13 protein-coding genes are annotated in these 17,315 nt (G+C 39.6%); 11 read left to right on the forward strand and 2 right to left on the reverse strand.

Annotated elements, in window-relative coordinates:
• Positions 1-32: 32 nt before the first annotated feature.
• The 10 genes from QLH52_RS07610 (at position 33) to QLH52_RS07655 (ending at position 11,358) form a co-directional block, all read left to right on the forward strand.
• Positions 33-1,550, forward strand: a complete 1,518-nt coding sequence (locus tag QLH52_RS07610) for a lipopolysaccharide biosynthesis protein (RefSeq protein WP_319961121.1) — start codon at positions 33-35, stop codon at positions 1,548-1,550.
• Positions 1,547-2,698, forward strand: a complete 1,152-nt coding sequence (locus QLH52_RS07615; RefSeq protein WP_319961122.1) for a glycosyltransferase family 4 protein — start codon at positions 1,547-1,549, stop codon at positions 2,696-2,698. Before QLH52_RS07610 ends, QLH52_RS07615 begins: the two co-directional genes overlap by 4 nt.
• A 34-nt stretch (positions 2,699-2,732) precedes the next feature.
• The gene (locus QLH52_RS07620; RefSeq protein WP_319961123.1) at positions 2,733-3,953 is read left to right on the forward strand and encodes a glycosyltransferase family 4 protein; all 1,221 of its coding nucleotides are present in this window, start codon (positions 2,733-2,735) and stop codon (positions 3,951-3,953) included.
• 5 nt (positions 3,954-3,958) lie between these two features.
• A complete protein-coding gene (locus tag QLH52_RS07625) occupies positions 3,959-4,591 on the forward strand; it encodes an acyltransferase (protein WP_319961124.1) in 633 nt (210 codons plus the stop codon).
• 113 nt (positions 4,592-4,704) lie between these two features.
• The gene (locus QLH52_RS07630; RefSeq protein ID WP_319961125.1) at positions 4,705-5,892 is read left to right on the forward strand and encodes an O-antigen ligase family protein; all 1,188 of its coding nucleotides are present in this window, start codon (positions 4,705-4,707) and stop codon (positions 5,890-5,892) included.
• 27 nt (positions 5,893-5,919) lie between these two features.
• A complete protein-coding gene (locus QLH52_RS07635) occupies positions 5,920-6,798 on the forward strand; it encodes a glycosyltransferase family 2 protein (protein ID WP_319961126.1) in 879 nt (292 codons plus the stop codon).
• A gap of 8 nt (positions 6,799-6,806) precedes the next feature.
• Positions 6,807-7,754 carry a glycosyltransferase family 2 protein gene (locus tag QLH52_RS07640; RefSeq protein ID WP_319961127.1) on the forward strand — a complete coding sequence of 316 codons (948 nt, stop codon included), beginning with the start codon at positions 6,807-6,809 and terminating at the stop codon, positions 7,752-7,754.
• Positions 7,755-7,827: 73 nt separating this feature from the next.
• On the forward strand, positions 7,828-8,961 hold the full coding sequence (locus QLH52_RS07645) for a glycosyltransferase family 4 protein (protein WP_319961128.1): 1,134 nt from the start codon (positions 7,828-7,830) through the stop codon (positions 8,959-8,961).
• A gap of 146 nt (positions 8,962-9,107) precedes the next feature.
• Complete coding sequence (locus QLH52_RS07650) at positions 9,108-10,268, forward strand: glycosyltransferase (RefSeq protein WP_319961129.1); 1,161 nt, start codon at positions 9,108-9,110, stop codon at positions 10,266-10,268.
• Positions 10,269-10,287: 19 nt separating this feature from the next.
• Complete coding sequence (locus QLH52_RS07655) at positions 10,288-11,358, forward strand: acyltransferase family protein (protein ID WP_319961130.1); 1,071 nt, start codon at positions 10,288-10,290, stop codon at positions 11,356-11,358.
• Positions 11,359-11,605: 247 nt separating this feature from the next.
• Here the strand turns inward: QLH52_RS07655 and QLH52_RS07660 are convergent, their stop codons facing one another.
• Positions 11,606-13,702, reverse strand: a complete 2,097-nt coding sequence (locus QLH52_RS07660; protein ID WP_319961131.1) for a right-handed parallel beta-helix repeat-containing protein — start codon at positions 13,700-13,702, stop codon at positions 11,606-11,608.
• Positions 13,703-14,010: 308 nt separating this feature from the next.
• Positions 14,011-16,131, reverse strand: coding sequence for a right-handed parallel beta-helix repeat-containing protein (locus QLH52_RS07665; protein ID WP_319961132.1), 2,121 nt, complete (start codon positions 16,129-16,131; stop codon positions 14,011-14,013).
• An 805-nt stretch (positions 16,132-16,936) separates the two neighbouring features.
• On the opposite strand from QLH52_RS07665, the gene QLH52_RS07670 reads away from it, so the two are divergent.
• Positions 16,937-17,152, forward strand: a complete 216-nt coding sequence (locus QLH52_RS07670; protein WP_319961133.1) for a hypothetical protein — start codon at positions 16,937-16,939, stop codon at positions 17,150-17,152.
• Positions 17,153-17,315: the final 163 nt, after the last annotated feature.

Consider the following 17,315-nt stretch of genomic DNA (forward strand, 5'->3'; position numbering starts at 1 on the left):
AGATAATAAATTCCTAAATTTTTTCCGATAATATGAATACTAAATCAGTACATCCTTTACAAAATATTACCCAAAAGAGTATTTCTGCACTGAAATGGAACTACTTTGGCAGATTGATTTCGTTAACGTTGCAATTTTCAATTGGTATTGTCCTTGCGCGTATATTGGGGCCAGAGCCTTTTGGGCTTGTCGCTATAGCCTTGCTGGTGCAAAGTCTTGGTAACCTCTTTGCCGAAGGTGGATTAGGGGCAGCATTGATTCAAAGCCAGGAAATATCGAATCATGATATTCGTAGCGTATTTTCCACCCAACTCTTAATAGGAGTTTTGATCAGTAGTGTCGTTGCCGGACTGGCACCATTTCTTGCAGTATTTTTTAATGAACCCAAAGCTACACTTGTCATTCAGGTAATGGCACTTTCGTTTAGTATCCAAGCCTTGGGGCAAACTGCAAATGCATTAATTAGGCGCAATCTTGAATTCAAAAAAATTCAAATTACAGGTTTGATTTCCTATTGTATTGGTTATTTGGGGTTAGGATTGCCGCTAGCCTATTTTAATTATGGAGTATGGAGTTTAGTCGTCGCTCAGCTTAGCCAAGTTAGTATCAATGCATTGCTGACCTATTTTTATGTGCGACATCCTATTTTTCCATTAATTGGGCCGTCGAACTGTAGGTTTTTACGTTTTGGTGCAGCGATAACTCTAAATAATATTACCAGTTGGGGTATAAGCAATCTGGATACTGCTATTATTGGGCGTAGTTTCGAAACCTCAATTCTTGGGGTCTATAATCGCGCGTTTAATCTGGTTAATATGCCGATGTACGCGGTTACCTCAAGCATGCAGTCCGTTTTGTTCAGTGCATACGCGAAATCCCAAAATAATCCGAATGTCTTATTGCGTACCTATATCACTTCAACTAGCCTAATGGCTTTGATATTCTTTCCAGTTTACGGAGCGATGGCTGCTATTCCGGACTTAATTATTCCAGTTCTCTATGGAGACAAGTGGAACGCGGCTATTCCTCTGATGATGCCTCTTTGTTTTGCTTTAGCGATAAATGCTACTTTATCCATGTCAGGTCCGCTATTAAGCGCTATAGGCATGCCCCAAATTGAGTTAAAAGCCCAGCTATTAACATTGTTGATAGGTATCCCTAGCCTTATATGGGCTGCACAAGAATCGGTATTGACAGTAGCATGGACTGTTTTAGGCACATATATTCTTAGGCTAGTTTTATTAGTCGTGGCAACACTTAGAGTTTTAGAGGCTAAGCCTTATTTGCTGATGACGATAATTATTATGCCTTTAATATTAGGAAGCTTCCTGTACGGATTTTCCTGGTATATAGGGCAGTTTTCATATTTACAGATATATCCTAGAGCCCTAAGGCTGGTAGTAATTGTTTTCGCTTGTGCAATTACGTATCCAATATTGTTGTTGTGTTGCAGAAAGATGATTGTTAGGGGAGCTGTTAAAGAGTTTTTAAAATCCATTCGTAACAAGTTGCCTGAAAGGTTTTTTAAACTAACAGGATTGCCAATATGAACTCAAAATGTAAGCTGGTCGTTGTGACTATGATGACCCCACATGGTGAAACAGGTGTTCAAACGCACTTTAATGCAATTCTCAACGAAGCAGCTAAACGTGGGGTAGAAGCATATTTAGTTCACCCCTATAGTGAAGATGTATTGGTTGCTAGAAAAATTGCTGGCGCAATAGCTAAGCTATTCAGAGTACTGAATAAGGAATGGATGATTTTATGGAATAGGTGGACGCACTATTTGCTAATTACACATCTTCTCAAACGGCAACTTAAGCAATGTCCGGGCGAGATAGTGATGTATGCTCAGGACACATTAAGTTGTAGAGCTGCGTTAGCCTCAAAAGGGCCAGGACATAAGGTGGTTACTGTGGTGCATTTCAATATCTCCGAAGCTCATGAAGCTCTTACGAAAGGACAAACAATTGAAGGGGGGCCGCTATATAACCACCTACAAAAAAGTGAAAGAGAATCGCTTCCGTATGTTGATAAGATTTTGTTTGTTTCAAACTTTATGCAGACGGAGGTAAAGCTCAGGCTGCCGTTAGTAAACTCCATACCAAAGGTTGTAATTGCCAACTTCATACAAGACCAAAGTTCAGTAAAACACAAATCCGAACTACAAGGAGATCTAATTACCATAGGAACATTGGAAAAACGCAAAAATCAAATATTCATATTGAAAGTCCTAGCTAACGCTCACGCTCGAGGCCACAAATACAAGCTAACGATTATTGGAGATGGTCCAGACCGAATAATGTTACAAAACAAAGTGTTGGAACTCAATCTGGAAGATAGTGTTACTTTTTTGGGTTTTCAATCTAACGCTTCTAAGTATATGCCTGGGCACCGCCTATATGTGCATTCTGCAATAATGGAAAATTTAAGCATCACGCTGATAGAGGCTTTGTCGAATTCGTTACCTATCATCGCGCCAGCAGTTGGCGGAATTCCAGAAATTTTTAGTGAAGGTGAGCAGGGCTACTTTTGGCCCCTGGATGATGAGGAGGAGGCAACGAACATACTGTGCTCCGTTTTGGAGAATAAGTCTGATTATGCAAAATTTGCAGCACAAGCGCGCGTTAAGTTTGTCGAAAGCTTTTCAGAGAACATATTGGCGTCAAGATGGATAGACGAATTGACTAATACCTAAGGCTTTTAAACTTTAAAATTTGTTTCGAGAAATAATGAATATAGGGATTGTAGGCCCAATAGCGACTGAGTATGTTGCTGATTTTTTAGCGACTAACACTGATAACCTGCCTCGAGGATACCCTGGTGCACCGCTTATGGGGGTTCTGATTGGTCAATTACTAAAGCAAGGACACAAGGTTTCAGCTTTTACAACAGACTCTTCGCTTTATGCGTCCGGAGCCACAGTAAAAGCAAGTGGCCCAAATTTTGATTTTTATATTTGCCCTTCCCGTCCTCGAGCCTGGCGATTTAACAGCTATCGTTTGGGCCGCGCTATTGATGGTTTTGCATACGAGATTCAACAGCTAAAAAATGCAATTAAATTAGCGAATCCAGAAATTGTTCATGCCCATTGGACTTATGAATTTGCTAATGCAACTATTAAAGCGGGAAGGCCTCACCTAATTACCTGTCATGACGCTCCAGCAGTAGTGTTTCGCTATACGCGCAGTCTATATCGGGCAATTCGTTATCTTGTGGCTCGCCAAGTATTCCGTAACGGAAGTTATTTTACTACGGTGTCTACTTATATGGCTTCATCATTACGGAATTACGTAAAAGATGATATTGAAGTCGTCCCAAATCCGCTGGCTGATTATGTCTTGGAAAAAGGTGCTCCTAGGGCGCGACCCGAAACAAGACGTATTGGGTTAATTTGCAATGGTTGGGATTTGCGAAAAAATCCGAAACCGGCATTAGAAGCCTTTGCAAAGTTGCGATGTCGCCAGCCCATTGCAGAGCTACATCTCTATGGCGTAGATTTTGAAGTTGGTGGGCATGCTCAAACTTGGTGTATCCAACAAGGATTGAATTCGGGGATGGTGTTTCATGGTGTGACGCCCCATAAACAACTCATTGAGCAATTAGAACAGCTAGATTTGTTACTGCATCCCGCTCTTGAGGAGTCATTCGGTGTAGTTATTGCCGAAGCGATGGCATTAGGACTGCCGATAGTTGCGGGGCAAAATAGTGGAGCCGTGCCTTGGGTTGTAGGGAGTGAGGGGGTTATGGATATTGATTGTTGTGCGGTTCTAACGGACGTATCTGATTCACTCAAGATTTCAGCTGCATTAGATGAGGTGTTTGACGAGGGTTATTTAAAACGCTCGTTGGCTGGTTATTTACGTGCCCGTAAAATGTTTTCTCCAAAAGCGGTCACAGACTCTTATCTGGCAATATATAAAAGGATATTGCTTGGTTCTGTAAACGAATAGGTGTAATGCAGAAAATGTATATGTTTATTGAAAAATTAATTCTGTTTGCAATACGTGTAAAACTTTTTATTTTAAAGCGGTGTTGGAATTATTCAGGTAGGATTTATTTAAAAGCGATTGGCGTAATTACTGCTGGCCCTCCAATGCTTTATGGTTACCCTGTTATCACTTTAAAACCAAAAAGTAAAATAATCTTGGGTGAGGGGGTTGTGCTTTGCTCGGATTCGCGTTTTACTGATTTAGGTGTGTGTCGGCCTGTCGTTATTCGCACTTTGAGACCGGGAGCGCTCGTCTCAATTGGTAATAATACCGGGCTTAGCGGAGTGGCAGTATGTGCCGCGATTAGTGTCGAAATAGGTTCTGAATGCTTGTTGGGGGCTGATGTACAAATATTTGATACTGATTTTCATCAAGTGGCTGCAAATAATAGGCGATTCAATAAATCCCCTGAAAATGTTAAATGCGCACCAGTTATCATTGAGAATAACGTATTTATTGGTGCGGGAAGTAAGATTATGAAGGGAGTGAAAATTGGAAGCAATAGCGTAATTGGAGCCGGTTCAGTTGTTACTAGAGATATACCTGAAAACTCTATTGCAGCAGGTAACCCAGCTAGGGTGTTAGGGCGGGTTTGTTAGTAATGATAGAATATAAAGTCGCGATTTTATTTGTTAATTATTGATTATTATGTTGATAATAATGCAAAATGCTATAGAGATTATGCTGGTGTGTTTGAAGGCAGGGAGTTATTTTGATTACACAATTTAGGTTCAGATCACTAACGTTTTTTGTATTATGTACATATATTTTCTGGGGTTCTTTTGGATTAGATATTACGCTGAATCCGGATGCATTAAGATTTCCGTTGCATAGGTATTTTATAGCTCTAACAGTATTCGTATTTCTATTTAATTTTCAATCTGTTTTGATGGTCTGCGCTAAAAACAAAGTCTTACTGCTGTTGATATTTTATGTTCTTCTTACGGCGTTATGGGCCAATAATCCATCTGATATATTAAAAACCTTTACATATTTATTGGCAGTTACAATCATAACAATAATGGCTGCGTTGGCGTCAGTTGATAATAGAGTAACTTTAATTAGATGGATGTTTTGGTTATTTTTGCTATTGGTTTTGGCTAGTATTGCTGTAGGTATCTACTATCCTAGGGTTGGGATAAATCTAGTAGACTTTGGTAAGCCTCGATGGATAGGTATTACTAATCATCCAAATGCAATGGGTGTGCAAGGCTTAGTATTGATATGGTTGTCTGTAAATCTATTTTTCATGTGCAAGAGCAAACTTGAAAAGGTTATTATTATGTTTGGAGCATGCGCTGCATTTTATGCGATGATCAAAGCGGACAGTATGACTAGTTTGATTACATCGTTAGTCTTGATAGGTTATGGCTCTTATCTGTATTTGTTTAAACGGGCGAGTATTTCAATCAAGGTAGGTATTGTTTTTGTTTGTATATTAAGTGCTTTCTTTATGACAGTTTTTTATATTAGTACATCAGAATTAACAAGTGTGGCTGCAGAGTCAACAGATAGAGATACTTCTTTTACAGGGCGTAGTCTTTTGTGGAAAAGGTCTCTTGCATCACTATCAGATCATTATGTTTTTGGATATGGGTTTGATGAGCTTGAGCAATTAACTAGAAAATATCGTCTACAAATGTCACATTTGCACAATGGGTATGTTGAGACATTAGTTAAGGGTGGCCTTGTTGCTATTCTCCTGTTAGCAATACTGTTAATAAAAACATTTATTAACCAATTAAAAATAAAGGATCAAAAAGATTTTATCTTATTAAATACTGGCTTGGTTATGATTTTGCTGCATAATGTCACCGAAACATCAATGTTAAGGGGTTTAAGCACTTTAAGTATACTGGTAACCTTTATCGTTGTAACCACTAGCGTAGCCGCAAAATAATATACCTTAAACAACAGGATAATAACTATGCGCATCTGGATATGCATTCCCGTATTTAATCGTGTTGATTTTACATTGAGATGTCTTTCTTCATTGAATATGCAGACATTTCAAAATTTTACATTGATAATTTGTGACCATGGATCTACTGATGGAACTACCTTAAAGATAACGACTGAATATCCAAATGCCGTTGTTATTAATGCCGATGATAGTTTATGGTGGACTGGTGCTATTAACCTTTGCGTTAAGTATGTTTTAGAACATGCTGGGCGAGACGATTATCTGCTAACTTTAAACAATGATAATGAATTGCCGGAAGACTATTTGGAAGAGCTCTCGATCTATTCGAGGAAATACCCTCATGCAATATTAGCTTCGGCAAAGTATGATATTGTCACAGGTAAACTCGTAGCCGAAGGGCATTGGCAAAGCTGGATTACAGCCAAAGCCAACGTTGTAACCTTTGAAAAGGATCATTTGCCTGGAGATGAAAATGTGATCGCTGTGAATCACACATCAGGCAGGGGGGCAATGTTTCCTATCGAGGTTTTTCGAAAACTCGGTTTATACGATGAGGTGCATTTACCACATTATGGTGCGGATTATGATTTCAGTCATAAGGCTATGCGCGCCGGATTTCCAATTTACGTATGCAAAACCTGCCGGGTAATGGCTCATGTCGATGCTACTGGAATGACTGCAGTTCGTAATAGGTTTTCTCTAAAAGGCTTTATCGATTATCTAACCAGTACAAAGTCACCAGCCAATATCAAAGTGCATTGGTGGTACGGTTGGAATAATTGCCCGAAAATATTATTTCCAACTTATATAGTGTTGGATATTGGAAGGGTAATTGGCAGTTACTTCAAATATTTCTTACGCCAAAAAGCCTCTAATATTTGATATTCGATATGATAACTGTCGTCATTCCTTTATATAACAAAGCCTCGTCTATCAATCGTGCCGTTGCTTCGGTTTTAACTCAAACTATATTCGATTGGGAGATGGTTGTTGTAGATGACGGATCGAATGATAACGGGGCTGAATTGGTTGAGGCTTTTAATGACAGCCGTATTCGATTATTTAAACAAGCCAACGCTGGTGTTGCTGCTGCGCGTAATAAAGGTGTTGAATTGGCAAAAAATGATTTCTTAGCATTTTTAGATGCCGATGACTACTGGGCTCCAACCCATCTTGAAAACTTGCAGCTGCTCATTATGCAATACCCGCGAGCCGCTTTATATGGAACTGCTTATTTTAGAGTCGGTGGTGATGGCATAGCCAAAAAAAGCGAATATCGTAATCGCACTGGTGATCAAGATCAACTATTGATTACCGATTATTTTGCTGATGTGGTTGAATTTGGTCATTTTGTTTTCACCTCATCAGTTGCTATTAAACGCTCTTGGTTTATGTTGGTAGGCGGGTTCCCTCTGGGCATAAAATCTGGTGAAGATACGCTGACTTTTGCTCGATTGGCTTGCGCTGGTGAGGTGGCGTTTTCAAAATTGGCGACGTCATATTATATGCTTCCCCCGGTCGCTATCGGTGAAAGACAGAACTACTTGCGTCGTCCCCAGTGTCCAGATTATGTGGGAATAGAGTTAATAAAATTATTAGAAAAAACGCCAAGATATAAGTCTAGCCTTCGTCGATATTTAGCTCACTGGTATCGGATTAGGGCAATGATGTTTCTGGAGTTAAACGAACGATTATATAGTTTTCCTGAATTGTGGAAGGCAATACGATTTGATCGAATTACTCTAAAGGATATTTTGTGCTGTTTTTTGCTTGTACTGCCGCTCGCTATTAGGCGACGTGCTCTTGCAAGAATACGGAAGTTGCGTGGTCGCGTTTAGCTAGGATTATTGAATAAAAGGCGATGTTCATTTTAGTGATGATATCAATTAAATATAAAATGCTATCAGGTATATGAAAATAGTTATCTTCCAGCCAATGCTGAAACAGTACCGTGTGCCGTTGTTTGATAATATGGGGGTGTTATTGACGGAACAAGGTCATGAGGTAAGAGTTGTCTGTGGTACTCCGCCTGCAAATGAGGTTAGAAAAGGAGACAATATAACTGCTAGTAAAGGGATTTGTATTGTTGAAAAAAGCAATTGGTTTTTAAAAGGGAAATTGCATTTTTTACATCATGCGCTATCGCATATTTTATGGGCCGATTTGATTATTACCGAACAGGCTAATAAACATATTCATAATTACCTTCTCATAGTGTTTCGATTTTTGGGGTATAAAAGATTCGCTTACTGGGGGCATGGGCAGAATAGGCAGGGTAATCCTCGGAGTTTGGCAGAAAAAATGAAGAAAATACTGTCAACTCAATGTGATTGGTGGTTTGCTTATACACAAGGTGTAGCCAACTATATGATTGAGCTGGGTTATCCGGCTTCAAAGATTACCGTGTTAAATAATAGCATTGACACATCGGAGTTTAAAGGGCAGTTGGCTCAGCAATCTCTTAAGAATGTAGCGGAATTTAAGAATAAATTAGGCATTGATGATAACGCCAGAGTCGGTATTTATTGCGGAGGACTTTATTCTGATAAAAAGCTTGATTTTCTATTAAAATCAGCCGCTAAAATCAAACAACTAAATCCAGAGTTTGTGCTGTTGATTGTAGGCGATGGCACAGATAGATCAATGGTGGAAATATTCATCCAAACACATCCATTCGTTAAATATCTGGGGCCTTTATTCGGTGAACAAAAGGCGTTGGCTTTTAGATCGTCAGAATTGTTCCTGTGTCCCGGTCTGGTCGGCTTGGCTGTTTTAGATGCCTTTACTGCTTCATTGCCGTTGATTACTAGTAATATACCAAATCATAGCCCTGAGATAGAGTATCTCAGGCAGGGGTATAATGGATTAATAACAGAACATAATGAAGAAGATTATTCTGAGGCTGTTGCAGGCATTCTTGCGAATGCCGATGAATTGAGCAGGTTAAAAGAAAATTCGCTAGAAAGTAGTCGTCAATATTCAATTGAGAATATGGCTTCAAATTTTGTCGAAGGTATTCACGCATATTTTAATATTAATGCGTAATCGTGCTTGCGAGGAGCGTTCAAAATCGCCTTGATGAAAAACTGTTTTGACTGATGGGTTACTCCCCCTAGCCCATCCTTTCGACGCGGGCGAAGGTATTTTTAAGTTTTTATATATTTCCTTTCCACTATTGTTCGAGTATTTCGATGAAAGTTTTGTTAATTCATAATCGCTATCAACAAGCTGGTGGAGAAGATAATGTGGTGACTGCCGAGGCCAATTTGTTGGCAGAACATGGTCAAGAAGTAAAATTATGGTGCGTCGATAATAAGGATTTGCCGTCAGGATTAAGTGGCAAAATAAGTACTGCGATATCCACGAGTTATTCTGCGGATAGTTTGGCGACTGCGAAGGACTATTTACGCAGACTTAAGCCCGAAGTGGTGCATGTGCATAATTTCTTTCCGCAAATCACCCCGTCCATATACGACGCATGCATATCTGAAGGTGTTCCAGTAGTGCAAACGCTACACAATTACCGTCTTATTTGCCCCGGTGCCATGCTGATGAGGGAGGGCAAAATATGCGAACAATGCATAAGGGGTACACCTTATCAGGCCGTCTGGTATAGGTGCTATCGGGGTTCAAAGCTCGGTAGTTTGGTGGTCGCGCATATGGTGGCAAAGCATCGTCAGAAAGGTACTTGGTCGAATAAGGTCAACCGCTTTATTGCGCTAACGGATTTTGCCAAAAGCAAATTTGTTCAAGCCGGCTTTCCACAGGATAAGATCGTGGTAAAGCCTAATTTTCTTCATGATCCTTACGCGGGTATAAACCGACTTGCTAGAACTTACCCGGGCTTTGGGTTATTTGTAGGTCGCGTCAGTGAGGAAAAAGGCATCAAAACTTTGCTGAAAGCCTGGTCTGGGTTGGAAGGGGATGCAGTGTTAAAGGTTGCTGGTAGTGGTCCTTTAGAGGGCTTACTGCATGGTAAAAATAACATTATGGTTTTAGGCCGACAAAATGCATCAGAAATTAGTCTACTAATGCAACAGGCGGCGTTTTTGGTTTTGCCTTCAGAATGGTACGAAGGCTTTCCGTTGGTCTTGGTGGAGGCTCTTGCTCATGGATTACCGATCCTGGCATCAAGATTGGGAAGTATGGCAAACATCATTGAAGACGGTAAAACAGGAGTGTTGTTTACTCCGGGTGATGCAAAAGATTTAGCCGAGAAAGCTAAATGGTTGTTAGAACATCCCAAACAAGTTGAACAGCTTGGTGAAAACGCTAGGCATGTTTTTCTTGATAAATATACCTCCGAGCAAAATTACGCCGAATTGATGGCTATTTATGAGGCAGTGCAATGATAGTTAACGGCGAATACGCATGAAAACCAGAGAATTATATTTGGACTTTATTAGAGGGATAGCCATTTTGCTTGCAATGGGATGGCATTTTAACAACACAGACACCGGTATACGGCTGTTAGATTATCTGCTAATACCTGGCCGAGTGCTGGGTTGGGCTGGTGTCGATTTGTTTTTTGTACTCAGTGGATTTTTGATCGGAGGACTTATATTTAATGAATATAAAAAGACCGGAGGCTTTCGGGTTGGGCGATTTTTGATTAGAAGGGCGTTTAAAATATGGCCTATTTTATATGTGTATCTAATGTTGCTGATCATTAGTGGTCGCTATCCTTGGGAGTCGTTTCTGCTTCAAAATTTATTCCATGTGCAAAATTATTTTCTTACGCCTCTTGCGCATCTATGGAGTTTAGCCGTTGAAGAGCATTTTTATTTGCTTTTTTCATTTTGTCTTTTGATATTGACTAGGTCGAAAGCTAAAAGCATGAGGGTATTTTTAGTTATTATTCCTTTAGTTATGTTAACTTGCCTTTTGCTTAGATTTGCGGCGTATTCTTATCCGGTTGATCTCGATAAAATTTATATCCAGACCCAGTATAGAATTGATGCTTTGGCATTTGGAGTAGGGTTGGCTTATATAAAAACATTTGATCAAGATAAATTTGAAACTTTGGCTAAAAATAAAATAATTTTGGCGGCTATACTATTCTTAGGTATTACTATTCTGGCTTTGTTCCAAGAAGATATTTATTTTAAGGTAACAATACGCTATACGATAACCTATGTAACGGCAGGGGTGATGCTATTGTATTTTTATCGCCTTAAGTTTGTTTCTGAAAGAAACTTTGTGGTAAAGGGAATTGCTTGGATAGGGGTATACTCTTATGCAATGTATGTTTATCAATTTGTGGTAATGAGGGTGGTAGAGGCACTATTGAAAAAGCTTCAAATTACCGATCTCCCTGTTGTAACCGATTTAGTGATAAAGTATGGTGGAGCTATCATGTTAGCCGTTGTACTTACAAAGCTAATTGAAAGGCCGTTTTTATCGTTGCGCGAGAGGATGTTTCCCTCCTACGCTGGTAGTTAGATGTCCTTTCGTAAAATAGATTAATGTATTACAGTGATATACTAGATCCGTTAGATGCCAACTTTTTGTGCTCGATATTGTATATGAGGGTGGCTAAAATAGTCTATGTTCTAATGAATTGGTTTTATTAATTGCTTGCAGCTACTTTGGGTGACTTTCGGTCATTTGTTATAAACAAATAGCCTGAGAGTTTTCGGAAATATTTTTAATTTGACTGCTATTAAAGAATTGGTCTATATGTTTAAAGCTATTGCTTTATTAGGCCGATGTCGTTAGATATTGCCTCGAAACCAATTTTACTGATAGGTGATTCTGGGCAAAACGTTATAGAGTTTCCTGTGATTTTGTAGCATGGATCGGCGTTTATACTGCCATTTTCTAATCCTTCTGCCATCCATTCTTGCCAGGATGCTCCATTACGTTTTGCTACGCTATCTAGAATGTTGTAATCGATGGTAAGTTGACTGCTAGTACTCCAAACTAAATTATTGGCTAATGAGTTAGTTTGTTTCGGTAGAAGATAGTGCAAGGCAGGTCTTAAATTCTTAGTTGATATGACTACATTTCGCCTCAGAATATTGCCTTCAGGCCAAGTTTCATTTTGCATGGTTGCGCCAAGCTTGGGATATTTCTTTGACCAAGTTTGGTTTTTAAATGGGACTTCAGACAGGCGTTTCCTATTTTCATTCCAGTTATAGTTTGGCCAGCGATTATCAATCCATAGGCCATAACTATCTGTAATTATAAAATTATTTTCAATAATATTGTCGCGCCCTCCTCCAACTAAAATTGCGGCGAAGCCAGCATTATTAAATATATTGCCAGTGATGTTAAAGCCGCTGACTGCATCGTCAAGATAAATTCCCCGAGCGCCGTCTGGGCTTCCATAAACGACACTATCTTTCGAAATATCAACGCTTTTAAGGCCGTAGCCAAATATGTCATGAATGCTATTATTGCGTATAATATTTCCGCGATATGTCCAATCTCTTCCTGAGTATATGGCACCACAGTCTGATGCTTGCTCGCATACATGATGAACTTCGTTCTTTTCAAGAAAGTGATCATTGCCACCTATCAATATTCCTGTCCCAGGCCCATGTTCAACTAGATTGTGCGTTATCCTAGTACCAACACCGGAGGCTTCGATCCCTGGAGTGTATGTGAATATTATTCGCCCGAAGTCATGGATGTAATTGTTATGAACAATATTATTGGATGATTCCAGGGTTTTCCTGTCTCCGCCTTCTAGTAGAATCGCCCCTTCCCCGGTATCATATATATGACTATTTGAAATAATAATGTTATTGCTATTATTGGACTCTATGCCTCTACCTGCGGCGTTATTAATTACAATGTTATCAAATGTTAAATGGTTGGCCTTATTTATATTAATTGCAATATCCGTGCTATTACTAAATGTAATGTTATTGAAGCTTATATAGTTTGCGCTGTTGATAACCAATAGGTTTCGGATTGTCGAGACTTCAATCTGAAATGGTTCATAAGTATTTGGAGGAATAAAAGATATGTTATCAATAAGTTTGTTGTAAAACCATTCCCCTGGTGCGTCGAGCTCTGAAAGAATATTTTGTAAATAAAATCTTCTTCCACTTTCCAGCGGGTAGTTTGTTTGACTCTTGAGGTTGATCTGGTTCTCATGGGCTTCTGATATGGCTATATATTGATCAAACCAGTCATTGCCAGGCATTATATGGACTTGTGCGTCAGTGATGTCATTTGCCAAAGGAGGGATTTTTTCTAAGCTACTGAAGCTGGTGTTTTTATTTAAAGGTACTTTAATATGAGCCCAATCAGTGTTTGGCCATCTAGCAATATGCATTGGTTTCTGATTAACAAAAAGTTCAAATCCTACTATGCTTCCTTGTTTGCGATAGTTTTGCAAATATTTAATCTTATCTAGATTTAACCCAGCAGTTGGGCAGTTCCAAACTTTATCGTCACCCTTAGTGCAATTTTTTAAAGCTAAACCGCCACTTATAATTACAGAGCCGTTTTCACCTATCCAATGAATTTCTCGGTCATGGAAGCCGGAGTCTCTAATATCAAATGATAAAGGTTGTGGCAGAGTATAAGTTCCAGGCTGAATATGAACCGTTATAGTTTCATTGAAAAGACTATTTTTCTTTAAGTCTCTTATGGCTTGTTGGGCTCGAGCAATAGTTCGAAAAGGGCCTGCAGAACCTAATTCGTTTGCTGTAACAGTTAATCCATTTGCTTGATCATTCCCCGATATGGCTACGTATATGTCATATGAATTAGCTGCGTTTGATATGCAAAATAAAGCTATGATTGAAATAAAGGGTGGTTTGCATTTTCTCATATTGACGTAAAGTTATTTTTAATAGCCGATAAGCGATATGGAGTATTGAAAGCAGAGACGTAGTACAAAATAAGCTAAGGGTCGATTTATGTCCAACTTATAGTTGTTCAGTAGTTACTCAAGTATCTCGACCATTCACTATTGCGAGCATGCGAGTTAAAAATTTGAAATAAGTCTACCTTTTATAATATTTGGCTTCATTTGTAATGAAGCCAAATATTTTAGCGATGAATTTGATAATCAAAAAATAGTTGGTGGTTTAAATAGATCTTTTTAGACTTTTTACGGATTTACTGTTGCTTAGTTACCTAGTTAATTAAACCTATTCCAGCAGGTATTGGTTGATAGCCAATCTGGTATGCAGGCGAATTGGTACAGGAAAGTGTAATTGTTTTAGTAGATATGTTGAAGCATGGGTCCGCAATTATGCTATTCGTTTCAAGTCCGTAACTCAACCATTCATTCCATGTGGCGTTGCTTTTCACAGCTACTCCTTGGCCTTTGTCCAATATATTGTAATCTAAGCGTACACTTTTGTTTGTGCTCCATACAATATTGTTGCCTATGTTATTAGATTCGTGAGGCATTCGATACTGTAAAATGCTCCTATTTGCGCTTGTCGAAATCATGACGTTACGTTGGATTGTGTTACCTTCCGGCCATGTGTCATTAGACATGGTTATTCCTAGGGCTGGATATTTTTTCAACCAAGTAGGGTCATTAATAGGCATGGTAGTCAAGCTATCTCTAGGTAATGTCCAATCAAAATAAGATCCACGAAAATCTACTAAAACTGCATATTTATCAGTTTTAATAGCATTGTTTTCTATTCGATTATCACGGCCTCCACCTAACTGTATGCCTATTAGGCTTATATTGTATATGATGTTGCCAAATATATTCGCGCCACTTGCTGCATCATCAAGATAAATTCCACGAGCACCATCATTAACATATTCTATAAAATTTTTATCTAAGTTTAATGTGGCTGCGTTTAACTGGTAGCCAAATATATCATGCACACTATTATGTCGAATAATGTTGCCTCTATAAGTCCAATCGCGCCCATATAAATATATCGCACCGCAGTCGCCACTTTGTAAGCATACTTGAGTAATTTCGTTTTTTTCAACCAAATGATCATTGCCAGAAATGGTTATACCGGCACCGTTACCGGATTCTACAAGGTTATTTGTTACTGTGACACCTACACCATTTAGTTCAATAGCTGGTGAATTCGTTAGTAAATTGATATCGTAATCATAGATATGCGTATTCTGTATTTGATTACCAGATGCTGTTAAGGTAGGTCTATCTCCTCCAGAAAGTAAAACTCCACCTAGCCCCGTGTCATGTATTTTACAATTAGAAATAATTGTGTCGGTGCTATTCCAAGCATAAATACCTTTTCCCCCTACATTGCTTACTTCTATATCATTTAACTTTATATTCTCTGCATCATTTATAGAAATCGCTGAGCCGACACTATGTTTAAGTGTAATTCCATTGAAATTTAGATGCTTTGAAAGTCTAATATTAATAATATTTGTTGTGGTGGAAATTACTATTTGTTTAGGATTTGTACCAAGGGGGGGGATAAGTTGGATACGCGAGTTTTGTTTATCGTAATACCATTCTTCACTGACATTTAATCCAGACTGGAAGTTTTGTAAATAAAATCGTCTCCCGCTGGCTAGCTTTTGTTCAGTCTCATTCGATAATTTTATTATGTTATTAATAGGGTTAATGTTTGTGACTCCAATATATTCATCGAAATGATCGGAGCCAGCAAATATATGTACTTGCGTATTACTTAGGTCTCCTGTGAAATTTGGAATTGCTTCGATTACGCTAAAGTTCGTATTTTCATCTAACGGCTTTTTAATGTGTGCCCAATCTTTGTCAGGCCAGCGGGCTGGATGCATTCGATGTTCGTCTATAAAAACTTCAAAGCGGGTTGTAACTTCATCCATGCGCCCAATATTTTCTGGCATTATGCTTGAGATAATTGAATTGTTGACAGGGCAGTTAATGATCTGGGTAGGATTTGTGGGATCAAATTTTTGGCAACCATTTAATACAATACCTCCTGATAGCACTGAGGTTCCCTTTTCACCCAACCAAGTAATTTCCTGCCCAGGTAAGCCAGAGTCTCTATCGTCTAATTCCAGCGCAGACTGCAGTTGGTAAGTACCTTTGCCGACATGTACCGTAATCGCTTCATCAAATTTTCCCGTTGCTTTTAATTGCCGAATGGCGTTTCGGGCGCGAGTTAAGGTTTTGAAAGGCCCGGTTTTGGTCCAGAAATTGACGCTGGGGGACAGGCCATTCAGCTTGTCGCTGCCCGAGGGTGACACGTAGAAATCCTTTGCCGCCGCTGCCGAGCAGAACGTCGCAAAGGTTAGGGTAATGACAAATTTTATAAACATAATTTTCTCCTTTTATTAACTCATGCTCCAATAGCCTGACAGACCACGGAATACAGTCAGCTAATTCAGTTAATATTTGAGGGGTAGTGTTCCGGTCCTTGGTTACGAAGATACTTGGAAATTGTTTCAGAATTGGGTCAACTGCGGGCTAGTCCATTCAGCTTGCATCGCCAACACGGAATCAATACTAGCAGCTCTTTTCAATAACGAAATAGGTAACCTCACGAATACCGCTTTTTCAACTGCAGTCAGGGTGTAATAAATTTTGACGAGCCAAATTGGTGCGCTGGGCTAGCATCTGAACTAAAGCGCGCCGTTCTGACATGCTGTTGAAACGTGTTGGTAACAGCCTATCTCGATAGCATGTGTCGACAATGGCGTTTTATGTGCCCATCCAAACTTATATCGGGGGCCTCTAAAAATCCCTTTTCCTACGTAATCGCAGGACATAAAGGAGAGGGTGAGGGATGAACATATTTCATATTTAATTCCCTCATTCCAACCTTCTCCCGGAGGGAGTAGGAGATTTTTTAATTTTTAAAGGCTCCCTATAGCTATGTGCCACCAGTGATTACATTCGTCAGGTTTGGCGAGAGTGGTGTTGTTGATGCGTGCATCAAGCCAACTGTTTCGAATTATAAGCGGATGATATTGGTGGCTAGGTACAGCCTAAAACATAATGGTTTGATAACCAAGCCATTTTTTTATTTTAATTAAATCTTAATGGTGTGCCTAAGCCTGCTTCATAGGCTGTTCTGGACGATGTGTGAGCATTCATAGATAGCTCGTAGGCACGCTACAGGCCTTGATTGGTAACGCCGGACGCTTTGTGGGTACCGATGAAGCGTCTGGGGTTACCGCCAAGAACTTTGTCGGCACCGCTGAGCCTTCTGTGGGTACCGCCAGATGCTTTGTGGGTGCCGATGAGTCTTCTGTGGTTGCCGCCAATTGGTTTGTCGGCAACCATGAGTTAGTCGTGGGTGCGGACGCGACATTTAGCCGCACCAGCAACGGCTTGTAGTGCTTCTTAAAATGTATATAGAATTAATTAAGCCGTTAGATTTATGCCGTCGATTTTGGTTGGCTCTACGGTGAAGTCTGCCGCGTCGATGTCTGTGCGGTATTGCGTTTTTTAAGCGTCTAAAAATCCCTTCTCCTCCCGCGCCTACCGGGCATAACGGAGC

Origin of the sequence: Methylomonas defluvii (assembly GCF_033949435.1) — a bacterium.
In the GTDB taxonomy this organism is placed as follows: domain Bacteria; phylum Pseudomonadota; class Gammaproteobacteria; order Methylococcales; family Methylomonadaceae; genus Methylomonas; species Methylomonas defluvii.